Raw genomic sequence first — 17880 nt, forward strand, 5'->3', positions numbered from 1 at the left:
TAATCTATTCAGATGCTTAGACGCTTCTGGCTGTTCTTCGCGCAGGCGGTTACCGTGCTGCTCGCGCTGATGTTCATCGTCGTGACGCTCAAGCCGCAATGGCTGCAACGGCAAGGACAGCTCGGCAAGCAGCTCGCCACGCCGATCGTCGCGCTGCGGGAAGTCGCGCCGGGCATCGGCGGCGCGCCGGCGACCACGTCGTATGCCGAAGCCGCGCAGAAGGCGATGCCGGCCGTCGTCAACGTATTCTCCAGCAAGGACGGCTCGCTGCCGCCCGACCCGCGCGCGAAAGATCCGCTGTTCCGCTATTTCTTCGGCGACCGCAACGCCCGCAAGCAGCAGGACGAACCCGCAGCCAACCTTGGCTCGGGCGTTATCGTGAGCCCTGAAGGTTACATTCTAACGAACCAGCACGTCGTGGACGGCGCCGACCAGATCGAAGTCGCGCTCGCCGACGGCCGCACCGGCACCGCCAAGGTGATCGGCAGCGATCCCGAGACCGACCTGGCCGTGCTGAAGATCAACATGACGAACCTGCCGACGATCACGCTCGGCCGCTCCGACCAGTCGCGGGTCGGCGACGTCGTGCTCGCGATCGGCAACCCGTTCGGCGTCGGCCAGACGGTCACGATGGGGATCATCAGCGCGCTCGGCCGCAACCACCTCGGCATCAACACGTTCGAGAACTTCATCCAGACCGACGCGCCGATCAACCCCGGCAACTCGGGCGGCGCGCTGGTCGACGTGAACGGCAACCTGCTCGGCATCAACACCGCGATCTACTCGCGCTCGGGCGGCTCGCTCGGCATCGGCTTCGCGATTCCCGTATCGACCGCGCGCACGGTGCTCGAAAGCATCATCACGTCGGGTTCGGTCACGCGCGGCTGGATCGGCGTCGAGCCGCAGGACGTCACGCCGGAAATCGCCGAGTCGTTCGGGCTCCAGCAGAAATCGGGCGCGATCGTCGCAGGCGTGCTGCAGGGCGGCCCGGCCGACAAGGCCGGCATCAAGCCGGGCGACATCCTGGTCACGGTCAATGGCGAGGAAATCACCGACACGACGAAGCTGCTGAACGTCGTCGCGCAGATCAAGCCGGGCACGCCGACCAAGGTGCACGTCGTGCGCAAGGGCAAGGAGTTCGACGTGAACGTCGTGATCGGCAAGCGCCCGCCGCCGCCGAAGCAGACGCTCGACGAACAGGACAGCGATACCGAATGACGTCCGGCGGGCGGCGCGCCTCCGCGTGCCGCCTGCGAACGAAAACGCAAAAGGGCAGCCGGTTGGCTGCCCTTTTGCTTTGCATCGAAGCATTCTCGTGGCCGGTGAGGCAGCCTCGCCACCCGCGTTCCGGCCGACCATGCCACCGGGGCCGCATCGGGCATGGCCGGAAGGCCCGCCACCGCGCGCCGCCCGGCACGCCCTCGTCAGCTTGCCGCTTCGCCGTTCCCCGCCTCGCCCTCTTCGGCCGGCTTCTTCGGCACGAAGAACCGCGCGGCCAGGATGCCGGCCTCGTACAGCACGATGAGCGGCAGCGCGAGCATCAGTTGCGAGAACACGTCCGGCGGCGTCACGACCGCCGCGACGACGAACGCGCCGACGATCACGTACGGCCGGATCTCCTTCAGCTTCTTCACCGTCAGCACGCCCATCCGGACGAGCAGCACGACGACGATCGGCACCTCGAACGTGACCCCGAACGCGATGAACATCCCGAGCACGAAGCTCAGGTAGTTGTCGATGTCGGTCGACATCTCCGCCCCGAGCGGCGCGTTGTAGTGCGCCATCACGCGGAAGATCGTCGGGAACACGAGGAAGTACGCGAACGCCATCCCGCTCAGGAACAGGAAGTAGCTGCTGCCGACGAGCGGCACGACGAGCTTCTTCTCGTGCTGGTACAGCCCCGGCGCGACGAACGCCCAGATCTGGTACAGCACGACCGGCAGCGCGATCACGAGCGCGACGAGCATCGTGACCTTCATCGGCACGAAGAACGAGCCCGTGACGTCCGTCACGATCATCTTGCCGCCCTTCGGCAGGTTCTGCATCAGCGGCCGCGCGAGCAGCCGGAAGATGTCGGGCGCCCAGTAGACGAGCCCGAGGAACACGACGATCACGGCCAGCCCCGCGCGGATGATGCGATCGCGAAGCTCGACGAGATGGGAAATGAAGGTTTCTTCCGGGGCGTCGCCCGGGTTCTGCTGGGGGTCGCTCACGCCGGCCCTCGGTAGGATTGACGAGCGAGCATGCGCTCGGCTCAGAAGAAGCGCGTCGGCCGGCGCAGGCTGGCCGGCTGGTGGCGCGCGACACGCGCGGCGCCCGACTGCACATGCGTGCGGCGGGTGGTCGTGCGCTTGTACCAGACAGGTGTGGCCGCCTGCTTGACGCGCCAGTTGCGGCGCTTCGGCGCAAGCGCGGCCGTACTGCCGCGCCACGCCGCCGCGGGCGTGTCGGAGCCGTAGGAACCGGCGTCGCCCGACGCTCCGTCAAGACCGCCGACGGCGGAGTGCCACGTGTCGTTCAGTTCCTTCTCGTGCTCGCGCAGGTTGTCGTGAATCGTCGTCTCGACATTGCGCGCGGCCGACTCGAAATCGGTCTTCATCGTCCGCAGCGCGTCGAGTTCGATTTCGCGCGAGACCTCGGCCTTCACGTCGTTGATGTACCGCTGCGCGCGGCCGAACAGTGCGCCTGCCATACGCGCGACGCGCGGCAGGCGCTCGGGGCCGAGCACCACGAGCGCGACGACGCCGATCAGCGCCATCTTCGAAAGACCGAGATCCAGCATCGGGAATGCCTGTCAGCGTGCCGGCGTTATGCCTTGTTCGAATCGGAACGCGTCGTTTCCTTCGCGTCGACGTCGACCGAGCCCGAGCGCGGCAGTTGCTGCGCGTCGGCCGGCGGCGCATCGCCATCCTTCATGCCGTCCTTGAAACCCTTCACGGCGCTCCCGAGATCGCCGCCGATGTTGCGCAGCTTCTTCGTACCGAAAACCAGCGCGACGATCAGCAGCACGATCAGCCAGTGCCAAATGCTCAATCCACCCATGATGAAACTCTCCTCAACCACGCCGCTGTGCGGCGTAAATCGCCGGCGACACGCCGGCTTCGACTATCGGATGCGGGGAAACGCCCCGCGCCGTCAACCCATCCGCTGCCAGGGGCGCGGGCCGGCCAGGATATGCGCGTGCAGGTGGTAGACCTCCTGCCCGCCGCCGGGGCCCGTGTTGATCACCGTGCGGAAACCGGTCTCGCCACCCGTATACGCGACACCGAGCTGGTCGGCGAGGCGCGCGACGAGCAGCATCAGCCGGCCGAGCATCGGCGCATCGCCGTCGCCCGCCGCCGACAGCGTCGGCACGTGCCGGCGCGGAATCACGAGCACGTGCGTCTCGGCCGCCGGGCGGATGTCGCGGAACGCGACGAATTCGTCATCCTCGTGCACCTTCGTGCTCGGGATCTCGCCCGCCGCGATCTTGCAGAACAGGCAATTCGGATCGTGACTCATGTTGCTCCTGCTGACGCCCGCGCGCGGCCGGTCAGAACCACGCCTGCGGATCGAGCGTCTTGTTGTCGTTCAGGTACAGCCAACCCTTGATGATACGGTACAGCGTCCAGATCCATGTGACAAACATCACGGCGAATCCGACCACCACGAACGCCAGCGCGAACCCGATCACGTACGCGATCAGCGCGCGCCAGAAGGTGCGGATCTGCCACTCGAAGTGATCGGCATACGGCGTGCCGGCCACGTCGCCGCGCTTCACGTAGTTGATGATGATCGCGATGATGCCGGTGATCCCGCCCGTCAACCAGTGAACGGCGTACAGGCCATACAGCACGTGAGTCAGCGTGCGCAGCCCGTTCAGGCGCTCGGCGTCCGCTGCCCCCGGCACCGACGGCGGCGGAAACTGGCTTGGCGTATCGTTCATGATGCTACCCCCGTTAGATGACAATTCTTACAGCTTACCGCACTGTCGCCACCGCGACGGGGCAATGCCTGTCACCCGCCGTTTTCCTCGCGCTCGAGACGCTTGCGCATGGCCTTCTCCTCGATGCCCGACAGCCCTTCGCGGCGCTCGAGCTCGGCGATCACGTCGGCCGGGCTCAGGTCGAAATGCGACAGCATCACGAGGCAGTGGAACCACAGGTCGGCCACCTCGCCGACGAGCGCGGTCGGCGCGCCGCCCTGGCGCACGTCCTTCGCGGCCAGCACGACTTCCGTCGCCTCTTCGCCGATTTTCTTCAGCACCGCGTCGTCGCCCTTGTGGAACAGGCGCGATACGTACGATTGATCGGGATCGCCGCCCTTGCGGCTATCGATCACGGCCGCGAGGCGCAGCAGCGTATCTTCGGTCGATTGCGTCATTTGTAGATGTGTTCGGGATCTTTCAGCACCGGTTCGACCGCGACCCAGTCGCCGTTGTCGACGGTGCCTTCGAATTTCTGGAAGAAGCACGAATGCCGGCCGGTGTGGCATGCGATGCCCGACACCTGCTCGACCTTCAGCAGCACGACGTCCTCGTCGCAGTCGAGCCGCACCTCGTGCACATGCTGCACGTGGCCCGACTCCTCGCCCTTGAACCACAGGCGCTTGCGCGAGCGCGAGTAATAGACCGCGCGCTGCGTCTCGATCGTCTTCGCCAGCGCCTCGCGGTTCATCCACGCGAACATCAGCACGTCGTTCGTCGATGCTTCCTGCGCGATCACCGGCACGAGGCCGTTGTCGTCCCAGCGGACCTTGTCGAGCCACGCGGGCAACGCATTCGCTTCCGTATTCATCACAGCCTCACCGCAATGCCCTGGTCGGCCATGAAGCGCTTCGCCTCGCCGACCGTGTGCTCGCCGTAGTGGAAGATGCTCGCCGCCAGCACCGCGTCGGCGCGGCCGTCCTTGATGCCGTCCGCGAGATGCTGCAGCGACCCGACGCCACCCGACGCGATCACCGGCACCGGCACCGCGTCCGACACGCCGCGCGTGAGCGCGAGGTCGAAGCCCGACTTCGTGCCGTCGCGGTCCATGCTCGTCAGCAGGATTTCGCCCGCGCCGAGCTCGGCCATCTTGCGCGCCCATTCGATCGCGTCGAGGCCCGTGCCCTTGCGGCCGCCGTGCGTGAACACCTCCCAGCGCGGCGTCTCGCCGTCGGCCGACACGCGCTTCGCATCGATCGCGACCACGATGCACTGCGAGCCGTACTTGTCGGCCGCATCGCGCACGAGCTGCGGATTCGCGACCGCCGACGAATTCATGCTGACCTTGTCCGCGCCCGCGTTCAGCAGGCGCCGCACGTCCTCGACGGCACGCACGCCGCCGCCGACGGTCAGCGGAATGAAGACCTGCGACGCGACGGCTTCGATGATCGGCAGGATCAGGTCACGCTGGTCGGACGTCGCGGTGATGTCGAGGAACGTCAGTTCGTCGGCGCCCTGGTCGTCGTAGCGGCGGGCGATTTCGACGGGATCGCCGGCATCGCGCAGCTCGACGAAGTTGACGCCCTTGACGACACGCCCGGCAGTCACGTCCAGGCAGGGGATGATGCGTTTAGCTAGAGCCATGATGTTGCGCCAAATGCCGCGATGGGACGGCCGGTTGCGGAAGCCTCGCGCGAGGCTTCCGGTCGGGGCCGCCTGCTGGCAGCCCCGGCGAACGAGACAACCGCGCTTACGCGTTGTCGAGTTCGCCGTTCAGTTCGTCCGCGCGCTTTTGCGCGGCCGCGAAATCGAGATCGCCGGAGTAGATCGCACGGCCGCAGATCACGCCTTCGACGCCATGCTCCTCCACTTCGCACAGATTCTCGATGTCCAGGAGGTTCGACAGGCCGCCGCTCGCGATCACCGGAATGCCGACCGCCTGCGCGAGCTTCACGGTCGCCTCGATGTTGATGCCCTGCAGCATCCCGTCGCGGCCGATGTCCGTATAGACGATCGATTCGACGCCGTAGTCCTCGAACTTCTGCGCGAGATCGATCACTTCGTGGCCCGTCAGCTTGCTCCAGCCGTCGGTCGCGACCTTGCCGTCCCGCGCGTCCAGGCCGACGATGATGCTGCCGGCGAACGCGGTGCACGCGTCCTGCAGGAAGCCCGGATCCTTCACGGCCGCCGTGCCGATGATCACGTAGGACAGGCCCGCGTCGAGATACTTCTCGACCGTCTCGAGGCTGCGGATGCCGCCGCCGAGCTGTACGGGGATTTCGTCGCCGACTTCGTCGAGGATCGCTTCGATCGCCTCGAGGTTCTTCGGCTTGCCGGCGAACGCGCCGTTCAGGTCGACCAGATGGAGCCGCCGGGCGCCGAGATCGACCCACTTGCGGGCCATCGCCGCCGGGTCCTCGGAGAAAATCGTGGCCTGGTCCATATCGCCTTGTTTGAGGCGCACACACTGACCGTCTTTGAGATCGATGGCCGGAATCAGCAACATAGCAATCGGGTGTCGTCGTGGAGGAAGAAAAGAATCCGGCGCGTACCGGCCAATCCGGTACCGCGCCGTCTCGCTAGTTTAGTACAACTCTTTCGGTGCTTTGGCGTGCGAGCCTCGTGCGACAGGCCTTTCCGGCCCGCCGACTGTAGCATGCACGCGACGTTCACGGTTTCCAGTGTACGAAGTTGCGATACAGACGCAACCCGACCTCCGCGCTTTTCTCGGGGTGGAATTGGGTCGCGAAGAGATTATCCCGCGCGACCGCGGACGTAAACGGCGCACCGTATGCCGTTTCGCCCACCGTATGCGCCGGGTTGTCCGGGCTCACGTAATAGCTGTGTACGAAGTAGAAATACGCGTCGTCGGGCACGCCGTCCCACAGCGGGTGCGGCTGCGACTGGCGCACGCGGTTCCAGCCCATCTGCGGCACCTTGAAGCGCGAGCCGTCGTCCTGCAGGCGGCCGTCGAGCTCGAAGCGTACGACCTTGCCCGGCAACAGGCCGAGGCCCTTCGTGTCGCCTTCCGCGCTCCAGTCGAACAGCATCTGCTCGCCGACGCACACGCCGAGCAGCGGTTTCGTGCGCGACGCCTCGATCACGGCCTCCTGCAGGCCCGATTCGCCGAGGCAGCGCATGCAGTCGGGCATCGCGCCCTGGCCGGGCAGCACGACGCGGTCGGCCGCGCGAATCGCGGCCGGCGTGTCGACGATCGCCACGTCGGCGGCCGGCTCGGCCTTCTTGAGCGCCTGCGCGACCGAGCGCAGGTTGCCCATCCCATAATCCACAATCGCAATCGAAGTTTTCATCTCAGTGCAGGCAGTAGCGCCCTCAGTCCATTGACGATGAATTCCACCGCCAGCGCCGACAGCATCAATCCCATCAGCCGCGTGGCGATGTTGATGCCCGTGCGGCCGATCCAGTTCGCGATCGGCTCGGCGAGCCGCATCGCGACGAAACACAGAAAAGCCAGGGCCGCACCGATCGCGACCAGCCCGGCCCGCTCATACCAGTGATGCGCGTTCGCCGCATAGATGATCACCGTGCTGATCGAGCCGGGGCCCGTGAGCAGCGGGATCGCCAGCGGCACGACCGCGATGTTGTCCTTCAGCTCGGCCTCGTGGCGCTCCTCCGGCGTCGATCGCGTGTTGCCGATCTGCGCGTTCAGCATGTTGATCGCCATCAGCAGCATGATGATCCCGCCGCCCACTTCGAGCGAGCCGACCGAAATGCCGAAGAAGTTGATGATCTGCTGCCCGAGCAGCGCCGTCACCGTCATCACGCAGAACACCGACACCGACGCGATCCGGATCGTGCGGCGGCGCTCGCCGTCCGTCTGCTGCGCCGTCAGGCTCAGGAAGAACGGCACCGCGCCGACCGGGTTGATCAGCGCCAGCAGCGAAATGAATGATTTGAGCAGATCCATCGCAAGCCGGCGCCGCGCGCCGAAGCCGTGAGCGTGTCCTTAGCGTCCGTCCGTTCGGAAGTTCACAGGCTGCCCTTCGTCGACGGGATCTGCCCCGCCGCACGCTCGTCCAGCTCCACCGCCGCGCGCAGCGCACGGCCAAAGGCCTTGAACACCGTCTCGAGCTGATGGTGCGCGTTGATCCCGCGCAGGTTGTCGATATGCAGCGTCACGCCCGCGTGATTCACGAAACCGCGGAAGAATTCGATCGACAGGTCGACGTCGAACGTGCCGATCCGCGCGCGCGTGAACGGCACGTGGAATTCGAGGCCCGGCCGGCCCGAGAAGTCGATCACGACGCGCGACAGCGCCTCGTCGAGCGGCACGTACGAATGGCCGTAGCGGCGGATGCCCTTGCGGTCGCCGATCGCCTTCGCGACGGCCTGCCCGAGCGTGATGCCGACATCCTCGACCGTGTGGTGGTCGTCGATATGCGTGTCGCCATGCGCTTCAACCTCGAGATCGAACAGACCGTGTCGCGCGATCTGGTCGAGCATATGGTCGAGAAACGGCACGCCGGTAGCCAGCTTCTGCCGGCCCGTGCCGTCGAGATCGAGCTTCACACGGATCTGCGTTTCGCTGGTATTGCGAACGACTTCCGCCACACGCATGGCAATTCCTTGACTGAGTCGATGTAAATGGGGATTGATCGTTTCGCGCTGCGGCGCCAACAGGCTCAATCGGGCAGCGCGAGTTTCAAAGCAGCCAGCAGGCGCGCGTTTTCGTCGGGAGAACCGACGGTCAGCCGCACGCATTCAGCCAGCAACGGATGCATTTTACTCACGTTTTTGACCAAAACCCGTTCGGTGAGCAGCGCGTCGAACACGGCAGCCGCGTCAGGCACGCGCACCAGCAGGAAATTGCCGGCGCTCGGGAACACCGTCGCGCCCGGCAGCGCGGCCACGGCCTGCGCGAGGCGCGCGCGTTCCGCGCGCAAATCGGCCGCCTGCGCGTCGAGCACGTCGAGGTGGTCGAGCAGGAAATCGGCGGTCGCCTGGGTCAGCACGTTGATGTTGTACGGCGGGCGCACCTTGTCGAATTCGGTCAGCCACGCGGGCACACCGACGAGATAGCCGAGGCGGATGCCCGCGAGGCCGAGCTTCGACACCGTGCGCATCACGACGACGTTGTCGAACTCGGCGGCGCGCGGCAGCCACGAGCGCTCCGCGAACGGCTGGTACGCCTCGTCGATCACGATCAGGCTGTGCCGCGCGGCCGCGACGATCCGTTCGACGTCGGCATCGTCGTACAGCGTGCCGGTCGGGTTGTTCGGGTACGCGAGATAGACGATCGCCGGGCGGTGCTCGGCGATCGCCGCGAGCATCGCGTCGACGTCGAGCGTCAGGTCGGCCTTCAGCGGCACGCCGACGAATTCGAGCTGCGCGAGCTTCGCGGACAACTCATACATCACGAAGCCCGGCACCGGAGCGAGCACCTTCGCGCCCGGCTGCGCACACGCAACCGAGATCATGCTGATGATTTCGTCCGAGCCGTTGCCGAGCAGCACGTCGCAGGCGGCCGGCACGCCCATCGCATGGCGCAGCTTGTCGAGCAGCGCGGCCGGGCGCGGCGCCGGGTAGCGGTTCAGCGCGACCTGCGCGAGACGCTCGCCGAGCGCCGCGGCGAGCGTTTCGGGCAGCGGATACGGGTTTTCCATCGCGTCGAGCTTCACGAACCCGCTCGCGTCCGGCACCGGGTAACTCGTCATCGCGAGCACGTCGCGGCGGATGATGTCTTGTGGCGTTGTCATGGTCTCAAGCCGGCGTACGTCGCGCCGGCGTCAAATGGTCGGCAGGGCGGCGACCGCCGCCCTGCACTCGTCTCCAGCCCCGGCCTTCGGGGTGGCGGCCGACGCCGGCGCGTCAGCGCCCGCCCCGGCCCCGCGCGGAGCGCGCGGTCAGTTCTTCATCCGGAACTCGGCGCTCCTCGCGTGCGCCTGCAGCCCCTCGCCGTACGCGAGCTCGGACGCGATCTCGCCGAGCGTCTGCGCGCCTTCGGCGCTGACCTCGATCAGGCTCGAGCGCTTGATGAAGTCGTACACGCCGAGCGGCGACGAGAAGCGCGCGGTGCGCGACGTCGGCAGCACGTGGTTCGGGCCCGCGCAGTAGTCGCCGAGGCTCTCGCTCGTGTAGCGGCCGAGGAAGATCGCGCCCGCGTGGCGGATCTGCTGGCCCCATTGCTGCGGCTCCAGCGCCGAAATTTCCAGGTGCTCGGGCGCGATGTCGTTCGCGATCCGGCATGCCTCGGCCATGTCGCGCACCTTGATCAGCGCGCCGCGGCCTTCGAGCGACGCGCGAATCACGTCCCGGCGCGGCATCGACGGCAGCAGCTCGTCGATCGCCTTCTCGACGCGATCGAGGAACGCGCCGTCCGGGCACAGCAGGATCGACTGCGCGAGCTCGTCGTGCTCGGCCTGCGAGAACAGGTCCATCGCGACCCAGTTCGGATCGGTCGTGCCGTCGCACAGTACGAGGATTTCCGACGGCCCCGCGATCATGTCGATGCCGACCGTGCCGAACACGCGGCGCTTCGCCGACGCGACGTAGGCATTGCCGGGGCCGCAGATCTTGTCGACGGCCGGCACCGTCGCCGTGCCGTACGCGAGCGCGCCGACTGCCTGTGCGCCGCCGATCGTGAACACGCGATCGACGCCGCCGAGCAGCGCCGCGGCGAGCACGAGATCGTTCTTCACGCCGTCCGGCGTCGGCACGACCATCACGATCTCGCCGACGCCCGCGACGCGCGCGGGAATCGCGTTCATCAGCACCGACGACGGATACGCGGCCTTGCCGCCCGGCACATACAGGCCGACGCGGTCGAGCGGCGTGACCTTCTGGCCGAGCACCGTGCCGTCGCTTTCCGTGTACTGCCAGCTATGCGTGCCGCACTCGATCTTCTGCTTCTCGTGGTACGCGCGCACACGCGCCGCGGCCGCTTCCAGCGCCGCGCGCGCCTTCGGCGCGAGGCCGTCGAGCGCCGTCTGCAGCGCGTCCTGCGGCAGTTCGAGCGCGGCGACGCTGTTCGCGCTCAGCCGGTCGAAGCGGTTCGTGTACTCGAGCACCGCGGCGTCGCCGCGCGACTTCACGTCGGCGAGGATCTGCGCGACCGATTGCTCGATCGCTTCGTCTTCGCTCGCCTCGAATGCCAGCACCGCACGCAGTGCGGCGCCGAAGCCTTCGTTCGTCGAATCGAGCTTGCGGATGGTGATGGACATGGGAGTTCCGTTCCGGTGATGCGCTCAACCGCCATTCTGCGACGCGCGTTCGAACGCGTCGAGAATCGGCTTGAGCGCCGCGCGCTTCAACTTCAGCGCAGCCTGGTTCACGACGAGGCGTGACGAGATCGCCATGATCTCCTCGACCTCGACCAGATTGTTCGCCTTCAGCGTGCCGCCCGAGCTGACGAGATCGACGATCGCGTCGGCCAGCCCGACCAGCGGCGCGAGCTCCATCGAGCCGTACAGCTTGATCAGGTCGACGTGCACGCCCTTCGCGGCGAAGTGCTCGCGCGCCGTTTCGACGTACTTCGTCGCGACACGCAGCCGCGCGCCCTGGCGCACCGCGTTCGCGTAGTCGAAGCCGGCCGGCACGGCCACCGACATCCGGCAGCGCGCAATGTTCAGATCGATCGGCTGGTACAGGCCCGAGCCGCCGTGCTCGACCAGCACGTCCTTGCCGGCCACCCCGAAATCGGCCGCACCGTATTCGACATAGGTCGGCACGTCGCTCGCGCGCACGATGATCACGCGCAGGTTCGGGTCGGTCGTCGGCAGGATCAGCTTGCGCGACGTTTCCGGATCCTCGGCCACCTGCACGCCGGCTGCGGCGAGCAGCGGCAGGGTTTCCTCGAAAATCCGGCCCTTCGACAGGGCGAGGGTCAGCGGCGCGGTCATGCTTGGCTCCCGGAGAGGCGGCGCACGTTCGCGCCGACGGCGGTCAGTTTGGCTTCCATGCGGTCGTAGCCGCGGTCCAGGTGATAGATGCGGTCGACCAGCGTTTCGCCGTCGGCGCGCAGGCCGGCGATCACGAGGCTCGCCGATGCGCGCAGGTCGGTCGCCATCACGTTCGCGCCCGACAGTTTCTCCACGCCCGTCACGAGCGCCGTGTTGCCGTCGATCGTGATGTTCGCGCCGAGCCGGTTCAGCTCCTGCACATGCATGAAGCGGTTCTCGAAAATGGTTTCGACGACTTGCGCGGTGCCCGTCGCGACCGTATTGAGGGCCATGAACTGCGCCTGCATGTCGGTCGGGAACGCCGGGTATTCCGACGTGCGGATCGTCACCGCCGACGGCCGGCGGTCCATCTTCACACGCAGCCAGCTGTCGCCTTCCTCGATCGACACGCCGGCCTCGCGCAGCTTGTCGATCACCGCGTCGAGGATGTGCGGGCGCACACCCGTCAGCCTCACGTCGCCACCCGCCGCCGCGACCGCGCACAGGAACGTGCCGGCCTCGATGCGGTCGGGGATCACCGAATGGCGTGCACCGTGCAGCCGCTCGACGCCCTGGATCACGAGGCGATCGGTGCCGATGCCGTCGATTTTCGCGCCCATCGCGACCAGCAGGTGTGCGAGATCGCTCACTTCCGGTTCGCGCGCGGCGTTCTCGATCACCGTCTCGCCGTCCGCGAGCGTCGCGGCCATCAGCAGGTTTTCCGTGCCCGTCACCGTGATCATGTCGGTCACGATGCGCGCGCCCTTCAGGCGCTTCGCGCGCGCTTCGATGAAGCCGTGCTCGATGCTGATCTCGGCGCCCATCGCCTGCAGGCCCTTGATGTGCTGGTCGACCGGACGCGCGCCGATCGCGCAGCCGCCCGGCAGCGACACCTTCGCCTCGCCGAAGCGCGCGAGCAGCGGCCCGAGCACGAGGATCGATGCGCGCATCGTCTTCACGAGCTCGTACGGCGCGACGAGGTTGTCGACGCGCGACGCGTCAAGCTGCACGCGGCAGCCGTCGGTCTCGCTCTTCACGCCCATCTGGTTCAGCACCTTCAGCGTGGTGCGCACGTCCTTGAGGTTGGGCACGTTGTCGAGATCGACCGGATCGGCGGTGAGCAGCCCCGCGCACAGGATCGGCAGCGCGGCGTTCTTCGCGCCCGACACGACGATCTCGCCGGACAGGCGGCGGCCGCCTTCGATCACGAGCTTGTCCATCCCCTGTCCCTGCGATTCCCCGTTGGCGGCCGGGTGTGCCGTGGCGACGCTCTTGACGGCGTCGCGCTCGTTGACGGTGACTTGCACTCAGTGATTTCCGGTTATGCGTTCTGCCATTCGGCGGGCGTCAGCGTCTTCATGCTGAGCGCGTGAATTTCCTGCTTCATGCGATCGCCGAGCGCCGCATAGACGAGCTGGTGCCGCTGGATCGGCCGCTTGCCTTCGAAGGCCGCCGACACGATCGTCGCGAAGAAATGCTGGCCGTCGCCTTCGACTTCCAGATGAGTGCAGGCGAGACCGCCGGCGATGTATTGCTTGACCTGTTCGGGAGTCGGCAACATGGTGTAAGGCTCCTGTCGGCGCGCGCCGCACGAAGCGGCCGCTGCCTGTCGATATCAATGACGCAGTTTGTAGCCGGTCGCGAGCAGCCGCATCGCGATCATCGCGAGCAGCACCAAGAAACCGGCGACGATCGCGAGGCTCGAGAACGGGTTGATGTCGGACGCGCCGAAGAACCCGAAGCGGAAGCCGTCGATCATGTAGAAAAACGGATTGAGACGCGAGATCTCGCGCCACACGGGCGGCAGCGAATGCGTCGAATAGAACACGCCGGACAGGAACGTCAGCGGCATGATCAGGAAATTCTGGAACGCGGCGAGCTGGTCGAACTTCTCGGCCCAGATCCCGGCGATCAGGCCGAGCGTGCCGAGGATCGCCGAGCCGAGCAGCGCGAACGCAATGATGAACAGCGGCGCCGCGAAGTGCATCGGGATAAACCAGATCGTCACGACGAACACGCCGGCGCCGACCGCGAGCCCGCGCACGACCGACGCGAGCACGTACGCGCCGAAGATGTCGCGGTACGACAGCGGCGGCAGCAGCATGAACACGAGGTTGCCGGTAATTTTCGACTGGATCAGCGACGACGAGCTGTTCGCGAACGCGTTCTGCAGCACGCTCATCATCACGAGGCCCGGCACGAGGAAGCTCACGTACTCGACGCCCGGATACACCTCGACACGGCCCGACAGCGCGTGGCCGAAAATCGTCAGATACAGGAGCGCCGTGACGATCGGCGCGCACACCGTCTGGAACGACACCTTCCAGAAACGCAGCAGTTCCTTGTAGAACAGCGTTTGAAAACCGCTCATGCCAGACCCTCGATCACCTCAGCCCCGTTCATCACCTGGACGAACACATCCTCGAGGTCGGCCTTGCGGACCTCGATCTCGTCGAACGTGCAGCCCGCCGCGCGGCACTGCGCAAGGATGCGTTCGACATCGTCATAGCTCGTGAGGCGCAGCAGGTGCTCGCCCGGCGCGCGCGCGGCCGGGTCGGTCTCCAGCCCGCGCAGTTCCGCCGGCAGCGCGCCCGTCGCCAGGCGCAGGTAGAGCTGCAGCCCCGCGAAGCGGCGCAGCAGCGCGTCGGTGCGGTCGAGCGCGACCACTTCCCCGCGGCGCAGCATCGCGATGCGGTCGCACAGCGACTCGGCTTCCTCGAGGTAATGGGTGGTCAGCACGATCGTGTGGCCCTCGCGGTTCAGGCGCGAGATGAATTTCCACAGCGTCTGGCGCAATTCGACGTCGACGCCGGCGGTCGGCTCGTCGAGCACGATCACGGGCGGGCGGTGCACGAGCGCCTGCGCGACGAGCACGCGGCGCTTCATTCCGCCCGACAGCGCGCGCATGTTCGCGTCGGCTTTCTCGGTGAGGTCGAGATTCGCCATCACTTCATCGATCCAGTCGTCGTTGCGGCGCAGCCCGAAATAGCCGGACTGGATCCGCAGCGTCTCGCGGACGGTGAAGAACGGGTCGAAAACGAGCTCCTGCGGCACGACGCCGAGTGCGCGGCGCGCCCCACGGAAGTCCTTGACGACGTCGTGGCCGCGCACCGAGATACTGCCTTCGTCGGCCCGGGCGAGCCCGGCGAGGATACTGATGAGCGTGGTCTTGCCTGCGCCGTTGGGGCCGAGCAGACCGAAAAACTCGCCTTCCTCGACCGACAGGCTGACGCCCTTGAGCGCCTGAAGCGATTTGTAGCGCTTCTTGACGTGACGGATTTCTATGGCTGACATGACTGTGCGCGACGCAAGGGCCGCGACGCCTATTCTGTGCTTGCTGCGAAATAAAATGGGGGCCGGACGCCGATTGGCCGCCCCGCAAAACGCTTGATTATAGGGCAAACCGGCTGGGGGAGCCGGCGCCGGAGGCACGCAGCCTGAAGCTTGCGCGCGCCAGCTGGCGCGGCAGGCTCCGGTCGGACAGGGTCAATGTCGTCCGGTGCCGTCGATGAGCGCGTCGACGCCGTAGGCGCGCGCGAGGCTGGCGAGCTTCGGGGGGAGATTGAGGAGGTCGAGGGTCGCGCCGCGCGATTTGGCGGCACGTTGCCATGCGAGCAGCACGGCGAGCGCGGACGAGTCGAACTGCGTCAGCGCCGCGCAATCGACGGCGGTCGCACCCGCGCCGATGCGCGCAAGACCGTCCGCGAGCGCGGACTTCGCGCTCGCGACGGTCAGCGAGGAGCCGGCTTCGAAGCCGCTCACGACGCCTGCTTGCCGGCGGCAAGTTGCTGGTTGCGCTGCGTCAGGAACTGGATCAGGCCATCCACGCCGCTTTGCTGGATCTTCTCGTTGAACTGCTGCTGGTACGTCTGGATCAGCCACGCGCCGAGCACGTTCAGGTCATACACCTTCCAGCCGCTCGCCGACTTGTACAGGCGGTAATCGATCTGGACCGGCTGGCCGTTGTTCATCGCGACCGTCTTGACCACGACATCGGTATCGGCCGGATCGGCGCGGAACGGCGGGTACTGGATCTGCTGGTCCGGCTTCAGCTGCGCGAGCGCGCCCGAATACGTGCGGATCAGCAGCAGTTTGAATTGCTCCTGAACCTGCTGCTGCTGCTCGGGCGTTGCCGTGCGCCAGTTACGGCCCATCGCGAGCTGCGTGGTGCGGCGGAAATCGGTGTACGGCAGGATGTCCTTGTTGACGATCGTGATGATGCGGTTGGTGTCGCCTTGCTTGATCGTCTGCTGCTTGACTTCGTCGAGCACCTGCTGCGTCGCCGTCTTGATCAGCGCCTGCGGGTTCGACTGGTCGACTTGCGCGTGAACTGCGCTGCTGCCGAACGAGAACAGCGCCGCGAAAACGGGGATCAGGAACAGTTTTTTCATCATAGTGGCCTGCATGAATGAGTCGATGCGGAGGTTGGAGCAGGTAGCTTACGCGCAAGTTCGCGTACGCTACCGACTGAATCGTTTCCGGCTGTAACGAATGTAATTCCGTCAGTGCAGCCGGATGCTCGGGAAGCGGAACCCGCCCGGCGACGGCGGCGCCACCTGCATCGCCGGCACGTTCGTTTCGCTGGCCGGGTTCGGCGCTTCGGCCGTGCCTGAAGCCGGCGCGGCAACCGCCGCGCCCGATGTGCCTGCCGGTGCCGCCGCACCGCCAACCGCCGCTGCACCCGCCGTACCGGCCGCGCCGGCTGCCGACGGTGCCGCGCCGTCTTCCGGCAGGTCGTACTTCGGCAGCGCGTCGTTGCTCGCCGTCGAGCCGGCTTCGCCGCGCGCGTTGTCGATCAGTGCCTGGCGGCGCTGCAGGTACGCGTTGCGCACGAACGAATACTTGTCGAGCGCCGCGGCATTCAGCACGTCGCCCGCGCCGAGCAGGTTCGCGCGGGTATTGACGAGGTTCACGCCGAACAGGCCATAGCCCACGCTGTCCGGCTTCACATAGGTCAGCGGATTGCCGACGTAGTCGACGCCGAGGCCGGCCGTGTCGCGCACCGTGCTCGGGCCGAGCAGCGGCAGCACCAGGTACGGGCCCGACGGCATGCCGTAGCGGCCCATCGTGATCCCGAAGTCGGCTGTGTGCTTCGGCAGCTTCGCGATCGTCGCGACGTCGAACAGGCCGCCGACGCCGAACACCGTGTTGATCACGACGCGCATCAGGTCGCCGACGCCGTCCGCGATCCGCAACTGCACGATGTTGTTCGCCGCGATGTAGACGTCGCCGATGTTCGAGAAGAAGTTCGTCACGCTGTCGCGCACCGGCTGCGGCACCACGTACTGGTAGCCCTGCGCGACCGGCTTCAGCGCGTACGTGTCGACCGTGTCGTTGAACTTGTACATCGTCCGGTTGAAGCCTTCGAGCGGATCGCCCTTGGTCGGCGTCTGCACGGTCGCGCAGCCGCTCAACGCGGCGACTGCCGCAACCGCCAGCGCGGCGTGCCTGATGCGGATCGTCTGCATGGTCATTCCCCTCTTGTTCTCTCGTGTGGTTATTGCGCTGCCGAACCGGACGCGGCGGATACAGCCGACGCCGGCACTGGTGCCGGTGCCGGCGCGGCAGGCGTGCCGGAAGCCGGCTTCGCGCCGCCCGCATCGGCGGCCTTGCTGTACAGGAACTGGCCGATCAGGTTCTCGAGCACGATCGCCGACTGCGTCATCGTGATCGTATCGCCGGCTTTCAGCATTTCGGTGTCGCCGCCCGGATCGAGGCCGATATATTGCTCGCCGAGCAGGCCCGACGTCAGGATCTTCGCCGACGAATCCTTCGGGAACGGGTACTGGCCGTCGACATCGATCGTGACGAGCGCCTGGTACGTGTTCGCGTCGAAGCCGATCGACTTCACGCGGCCGACCACGACGCCCGCACTCTTCACGGCCGCGCGCGGCTTCAGCCCGCCGATATTGTCGAATTTCATCTTCACTGCGTAGGTCGGCTGAAACGACAGCGAGCTCATGTTGCCGACCTTCAGCGCCAGGAACAGCACCGCAAGGAAGCCCACCACCACGAACAGGCCGACCCAGAAGTCGAGAACAGTCTTTTTCATCGTCATCCCAAAATTTGGCTTGGCTG

General features: G+C 66.6%; 24 protein-coding genes. 1 reads left to right on the forward strand and 23 read right to left on the reverse strand.

The features are described 5' to 3' along the window. Nucleotides 1-12 precede the first annotated feature (12 nt). Nucleotides 13-1218, forward strand: a complete 1206-nt coding sequence (locus BFF94_RS27925) for a Do family serine endopeptidase (RefSeq protein ID WP_128847719.1) — start codon at nt 13-15, stop codon at nt 1216-1218. Nucleotides 1219-1424: 206 nt separating this feature from the next. Here the strand turns inward: BFF94_RS27925 and tatC are convergent, their stop codons facing one another. From tatC to mlaD, 23 genes are all read right to left on the reverse strand, one after another. Continuing rightward, the gene (gene tatC / locus BFF94_RS27930; RefSeq protein WP_128847721.1) at nt 1425-2213 is read right to left on the reverse strand and encodes a twin-arginine translocase subunit TatC; all 789 of its coding nucleotides are present in this window, start codon (nt 2211-2213) and stop codon (nt 1425-1427) included. A 41-nt stretch (nt 2214-2254) separates the two neighbouring features. After that, entirely contained in the window at nt 2255-2782 is a 528-nt protein-coding gene (tatB, locus tag BFF94_RS27935; protein ID WP_128847731.1) for a Sec-independent protein translocase protein TatB, read from the reverse strand. Nucleotides 2783-2808: 26 nt separating this feature from the next. After that, nucleotides 2809-3042, reverse strand: a complete 234-nt coding sequence (gene tatA / locus BFF94_RS27940) for a Sec-independent protein translocase subunit TatA (RefSeq protein WP_128847733.1) — start codon at nt 3040-3042, stop codon at nt 2809-2811. A 93-nt stretch (nt 3043-3135) separates the two neighbouring features. Continuing rightward, complete coding sequence (locus BFF94_RS27945; RefSeq protein ID WP_128847735.1) at nt 3136-3501, reverse strand: histidine triad nucleotide-binding protein; 366 nt, start codon at nt 3499-3501, stop codon at nt 3136-3138. A 31-nt stretch (nt 3502-3532) separates the two neighbouring features. Next, entirely contained in the window at nt 3533-3925 is a 393-nt protein-coding gene (locus BFF94_RS27950) for a DUF4870 family protein (protein ID WP_128847737.1), read from the reverse strand. Between the two features lie 71 nt (nt 3926-3996). Beyond that, nucleotides 3997-4362: a phosphoribosyl-ATP diphosphatase gene (locus BFF94_RS27955; protein WP_128847739.1), complete on the reverse strand. Its 366-nt coding sequence runs from the start codon at nt 4360-4362 to the stop codon at nt 3997-3999. Next, complete coding sequence (gene hisI, locus BFF94_RS27960; RefSeq protein WP_128847741.1) at nt 4359-4775, reverse strand: phosphoribosyl-AMP cyclohydrolase; 417 nt, start codon at nt 4773-4775, stop codon at nt 4359-4361. The genes BFF94_RS27955 and hisI overlap by 4 nt, the downstream gene beginning before the upstream one ends. Next, nucleotides 4775-5548: an imidazole glycerol phosphate synthase subunit HisF gene (gene hisF, locus BFF94_RS27965; protein ID WP_128847743.1), complete on the reverse strand. Its 774-nt coding sequence runs from the start codon at nt 5546-5548 to the stop codon at nt 4775-4777. The genes hisI and hisF overlap by 1 nt, the downstream gene beginning before the upstream one ends. Before the next feature lie 106 nt (nt 5549-5654). Next, nucleotides 5655-6410 (reverse strand): 1-(5-phosphoribosyl)-5-[(5-phosphoribosylamino)methylideneamino]imidazole-4-carboxamide isomerase, encoded by a 756-nt coding sequence (gene hisA / locus BFF94_RS27970; protein ID WP_128847745.1) that lies wholly within the window; start codon nt 6408-6410, stop codon nt 5655-5657. A gap of 163 nt (nt 6411-6573) precedes the next feature. Then, entirely contained in the window at nt 6574-7215 is a 642-nt protein-coding gene (gene hisH / locus BFF94_RS27975) for an imidazole glycerol phosphate synthase subunit HisH (RefSeq protein WP_044845955.1), read from the reverse strand. Continuing rightward, complete coding sequence (locus tag BFF94_RS27980) at nt 7212-7832, reverse strand: MarC family protein (protein WP_128847747.1); 621 nt, start codon at nt 7830-7832, stop codon at nt 7212-7214. Before BFF94_RS27980 ends, hisH begins: the two co-directional genes overlap by 4 nt. Before the next feature lie 62 nt (nt 7833-7894). Continuing rightward, the gene (hisB, locus tag BFF94_RS27985; protein WP_128847749.1) at nt 7895-8482 is read right to left on the reverse strand and encodes an imidazoleglycerol-phosphate dehydratase HisB; all 588 of its coding nucleotides are present in this window, start codon (nt 8480-8482) and stop codon (nt 7895-7897) included. A 65-nt stretch (nt 8483-8547) separates the two neighbouring features. After that, nucleotides 8548-9621, reverse strand: coding sequence for a histidinol-phosphate transaminase (gene hisC, locus BFF94_RS27990; protein ID WP_219140090.1), 1074 nt, complete (start codon nt 9619-9621; stop codon nt 8548-8550). Between the two features lie 147 nt (nt 9622-9768). Beyond that, nucleotides 9769-11085, reverse strand: a complete 1317-nt coding sequence (gene hisD, locus BFF94_RS27995; protein ID WP_128847751.1) for a histidinol dehydrogenase — start codon at nt 11083-11085, stop codon at nt 9769-9771. A 24-nt stretch (nt 11086-11109) separates the two neighbouring features. After that, nucleotides 11110-11763: an ATP phosphoribosyltransferase gene (gene hisG, locus BFF94_RS28000; protein WP_006477129.1), complete on the reverse strand. Its 654-nt coding sequence runs from the start codon at nt 11761-11763 to the stop codon at nt 11110-11112. Then, complete coding sequence (gene murA, locus BFF94_RS28005) at nt 11760-13022, reverse strand: UDP-N-acetylglucosamine 1-carboxyvinyltransferase (RefSeq protein ID WP_504740300.1); 1263 nt, start codon at nt 13020-13022, stop codon at nt 11760-11762. The genes hisG and murA overlap by 4 nt, the downstream gene beginning before the upstream one ends. Before the next feature lie 101 nt (nt 13023-13123). Beyond that, entirely contained in the window at nt 13124-13363 is a 240-nt protein-coding gene (locus tag BFF94_RS28010) for a BolA family protein (protein ID WP_006477131.1), read from the reverse strand. Nucleotides 13364-13417: 54 nt separating this feature from the next. Then, the gene (locus BFF94_RS28015; protein ID WP_128847755.1) at nt 13418-14173 is read right to left on the reverse strand and encodes an ABC transporter permease; all 756 of its coding nucleotides are present in this window, start codon (nt 14171-14173) and stop codon (nt 13418-13420) included. Next, nucleotides 14170-15096, reverse strand: coding sequence for an ABC transporter ATP-binding protein (locus tag BFF94_RS28020; protein WP_034189820.1), 927 nt, complete (start codon nt 15094-15096; stop codon nt 14170-14172). The genes BFF94_RS28015 and BFF94_RS28020 overlap by 4 nt, the downstream gene beginning before the upstream one ends. Nucleotides 15097-15288: 192 nt before the next feature. Beyond that, nucleotides 15289-15564 carry an STAS domain-containing protein gene (locus BFF94_RS28025; RefSeq protein ID WP_128847757.1) on the reverse strand — a complete coding sequence of 92 codons (276 nt, stop codon included), beginning with the start codon at nt 15562-15564 and terminating at the stop codon, nt 15289-15291. After that, nucleotides 15561-16193 (reverse strand): MlaC/ttg2D family ABC transporter substrate-binding protein, encoded by a 633-nt coding sequence (locus BFF94_RS28030; RefSeq protein WP_128847758.1) that lies wholly within the window; start codon nt 16191-16193, stop codon nt 15561-15563. Before BFF94_RS28030 ends, BFF94_RS28025 begins: the two co-directional genes overlap by 4 nt. A 111-nt stretch (nt 16194-16304) precedes the next feature. Beyond that, nucleotides 16305-17270: an MlaA family lipoprotein gene (locus tag BFF94_RS28035; protein WP_128847760.1), complete on the reverse strand. Its 966-nt coding sequence runs from the start codon at nt 17268-17270 to the stop codon at nt 16305-16307. Between the two features lie 29 nt (nt 17271-17299). After that, a complete protein-coding gene (mlaD, locus tag BFF94_RS28040) occupies nt 17300-17860 on the reverse strand; it encodes an outer membrane lipid asymmetry maintenance protein MlaD (protein ID WP_128847762.1) in 561 nt (186 codons plus the stop codon). Nucleotides 17861-17880 lie beyond the last annotated feature (20 nt).

Origin of the sequence: Burkholderia catarinensis (assembly GCF_001883705.2) — a bacterium.
In the GTDB taxonomy this organism is placed as follows: domain Bacteria; phylum Pseudomonadota; class Gammaproteobacteria; order Burkholderiales; family Burkholderiaceae; genus Burkholderia; species Burkholderia catarinensis.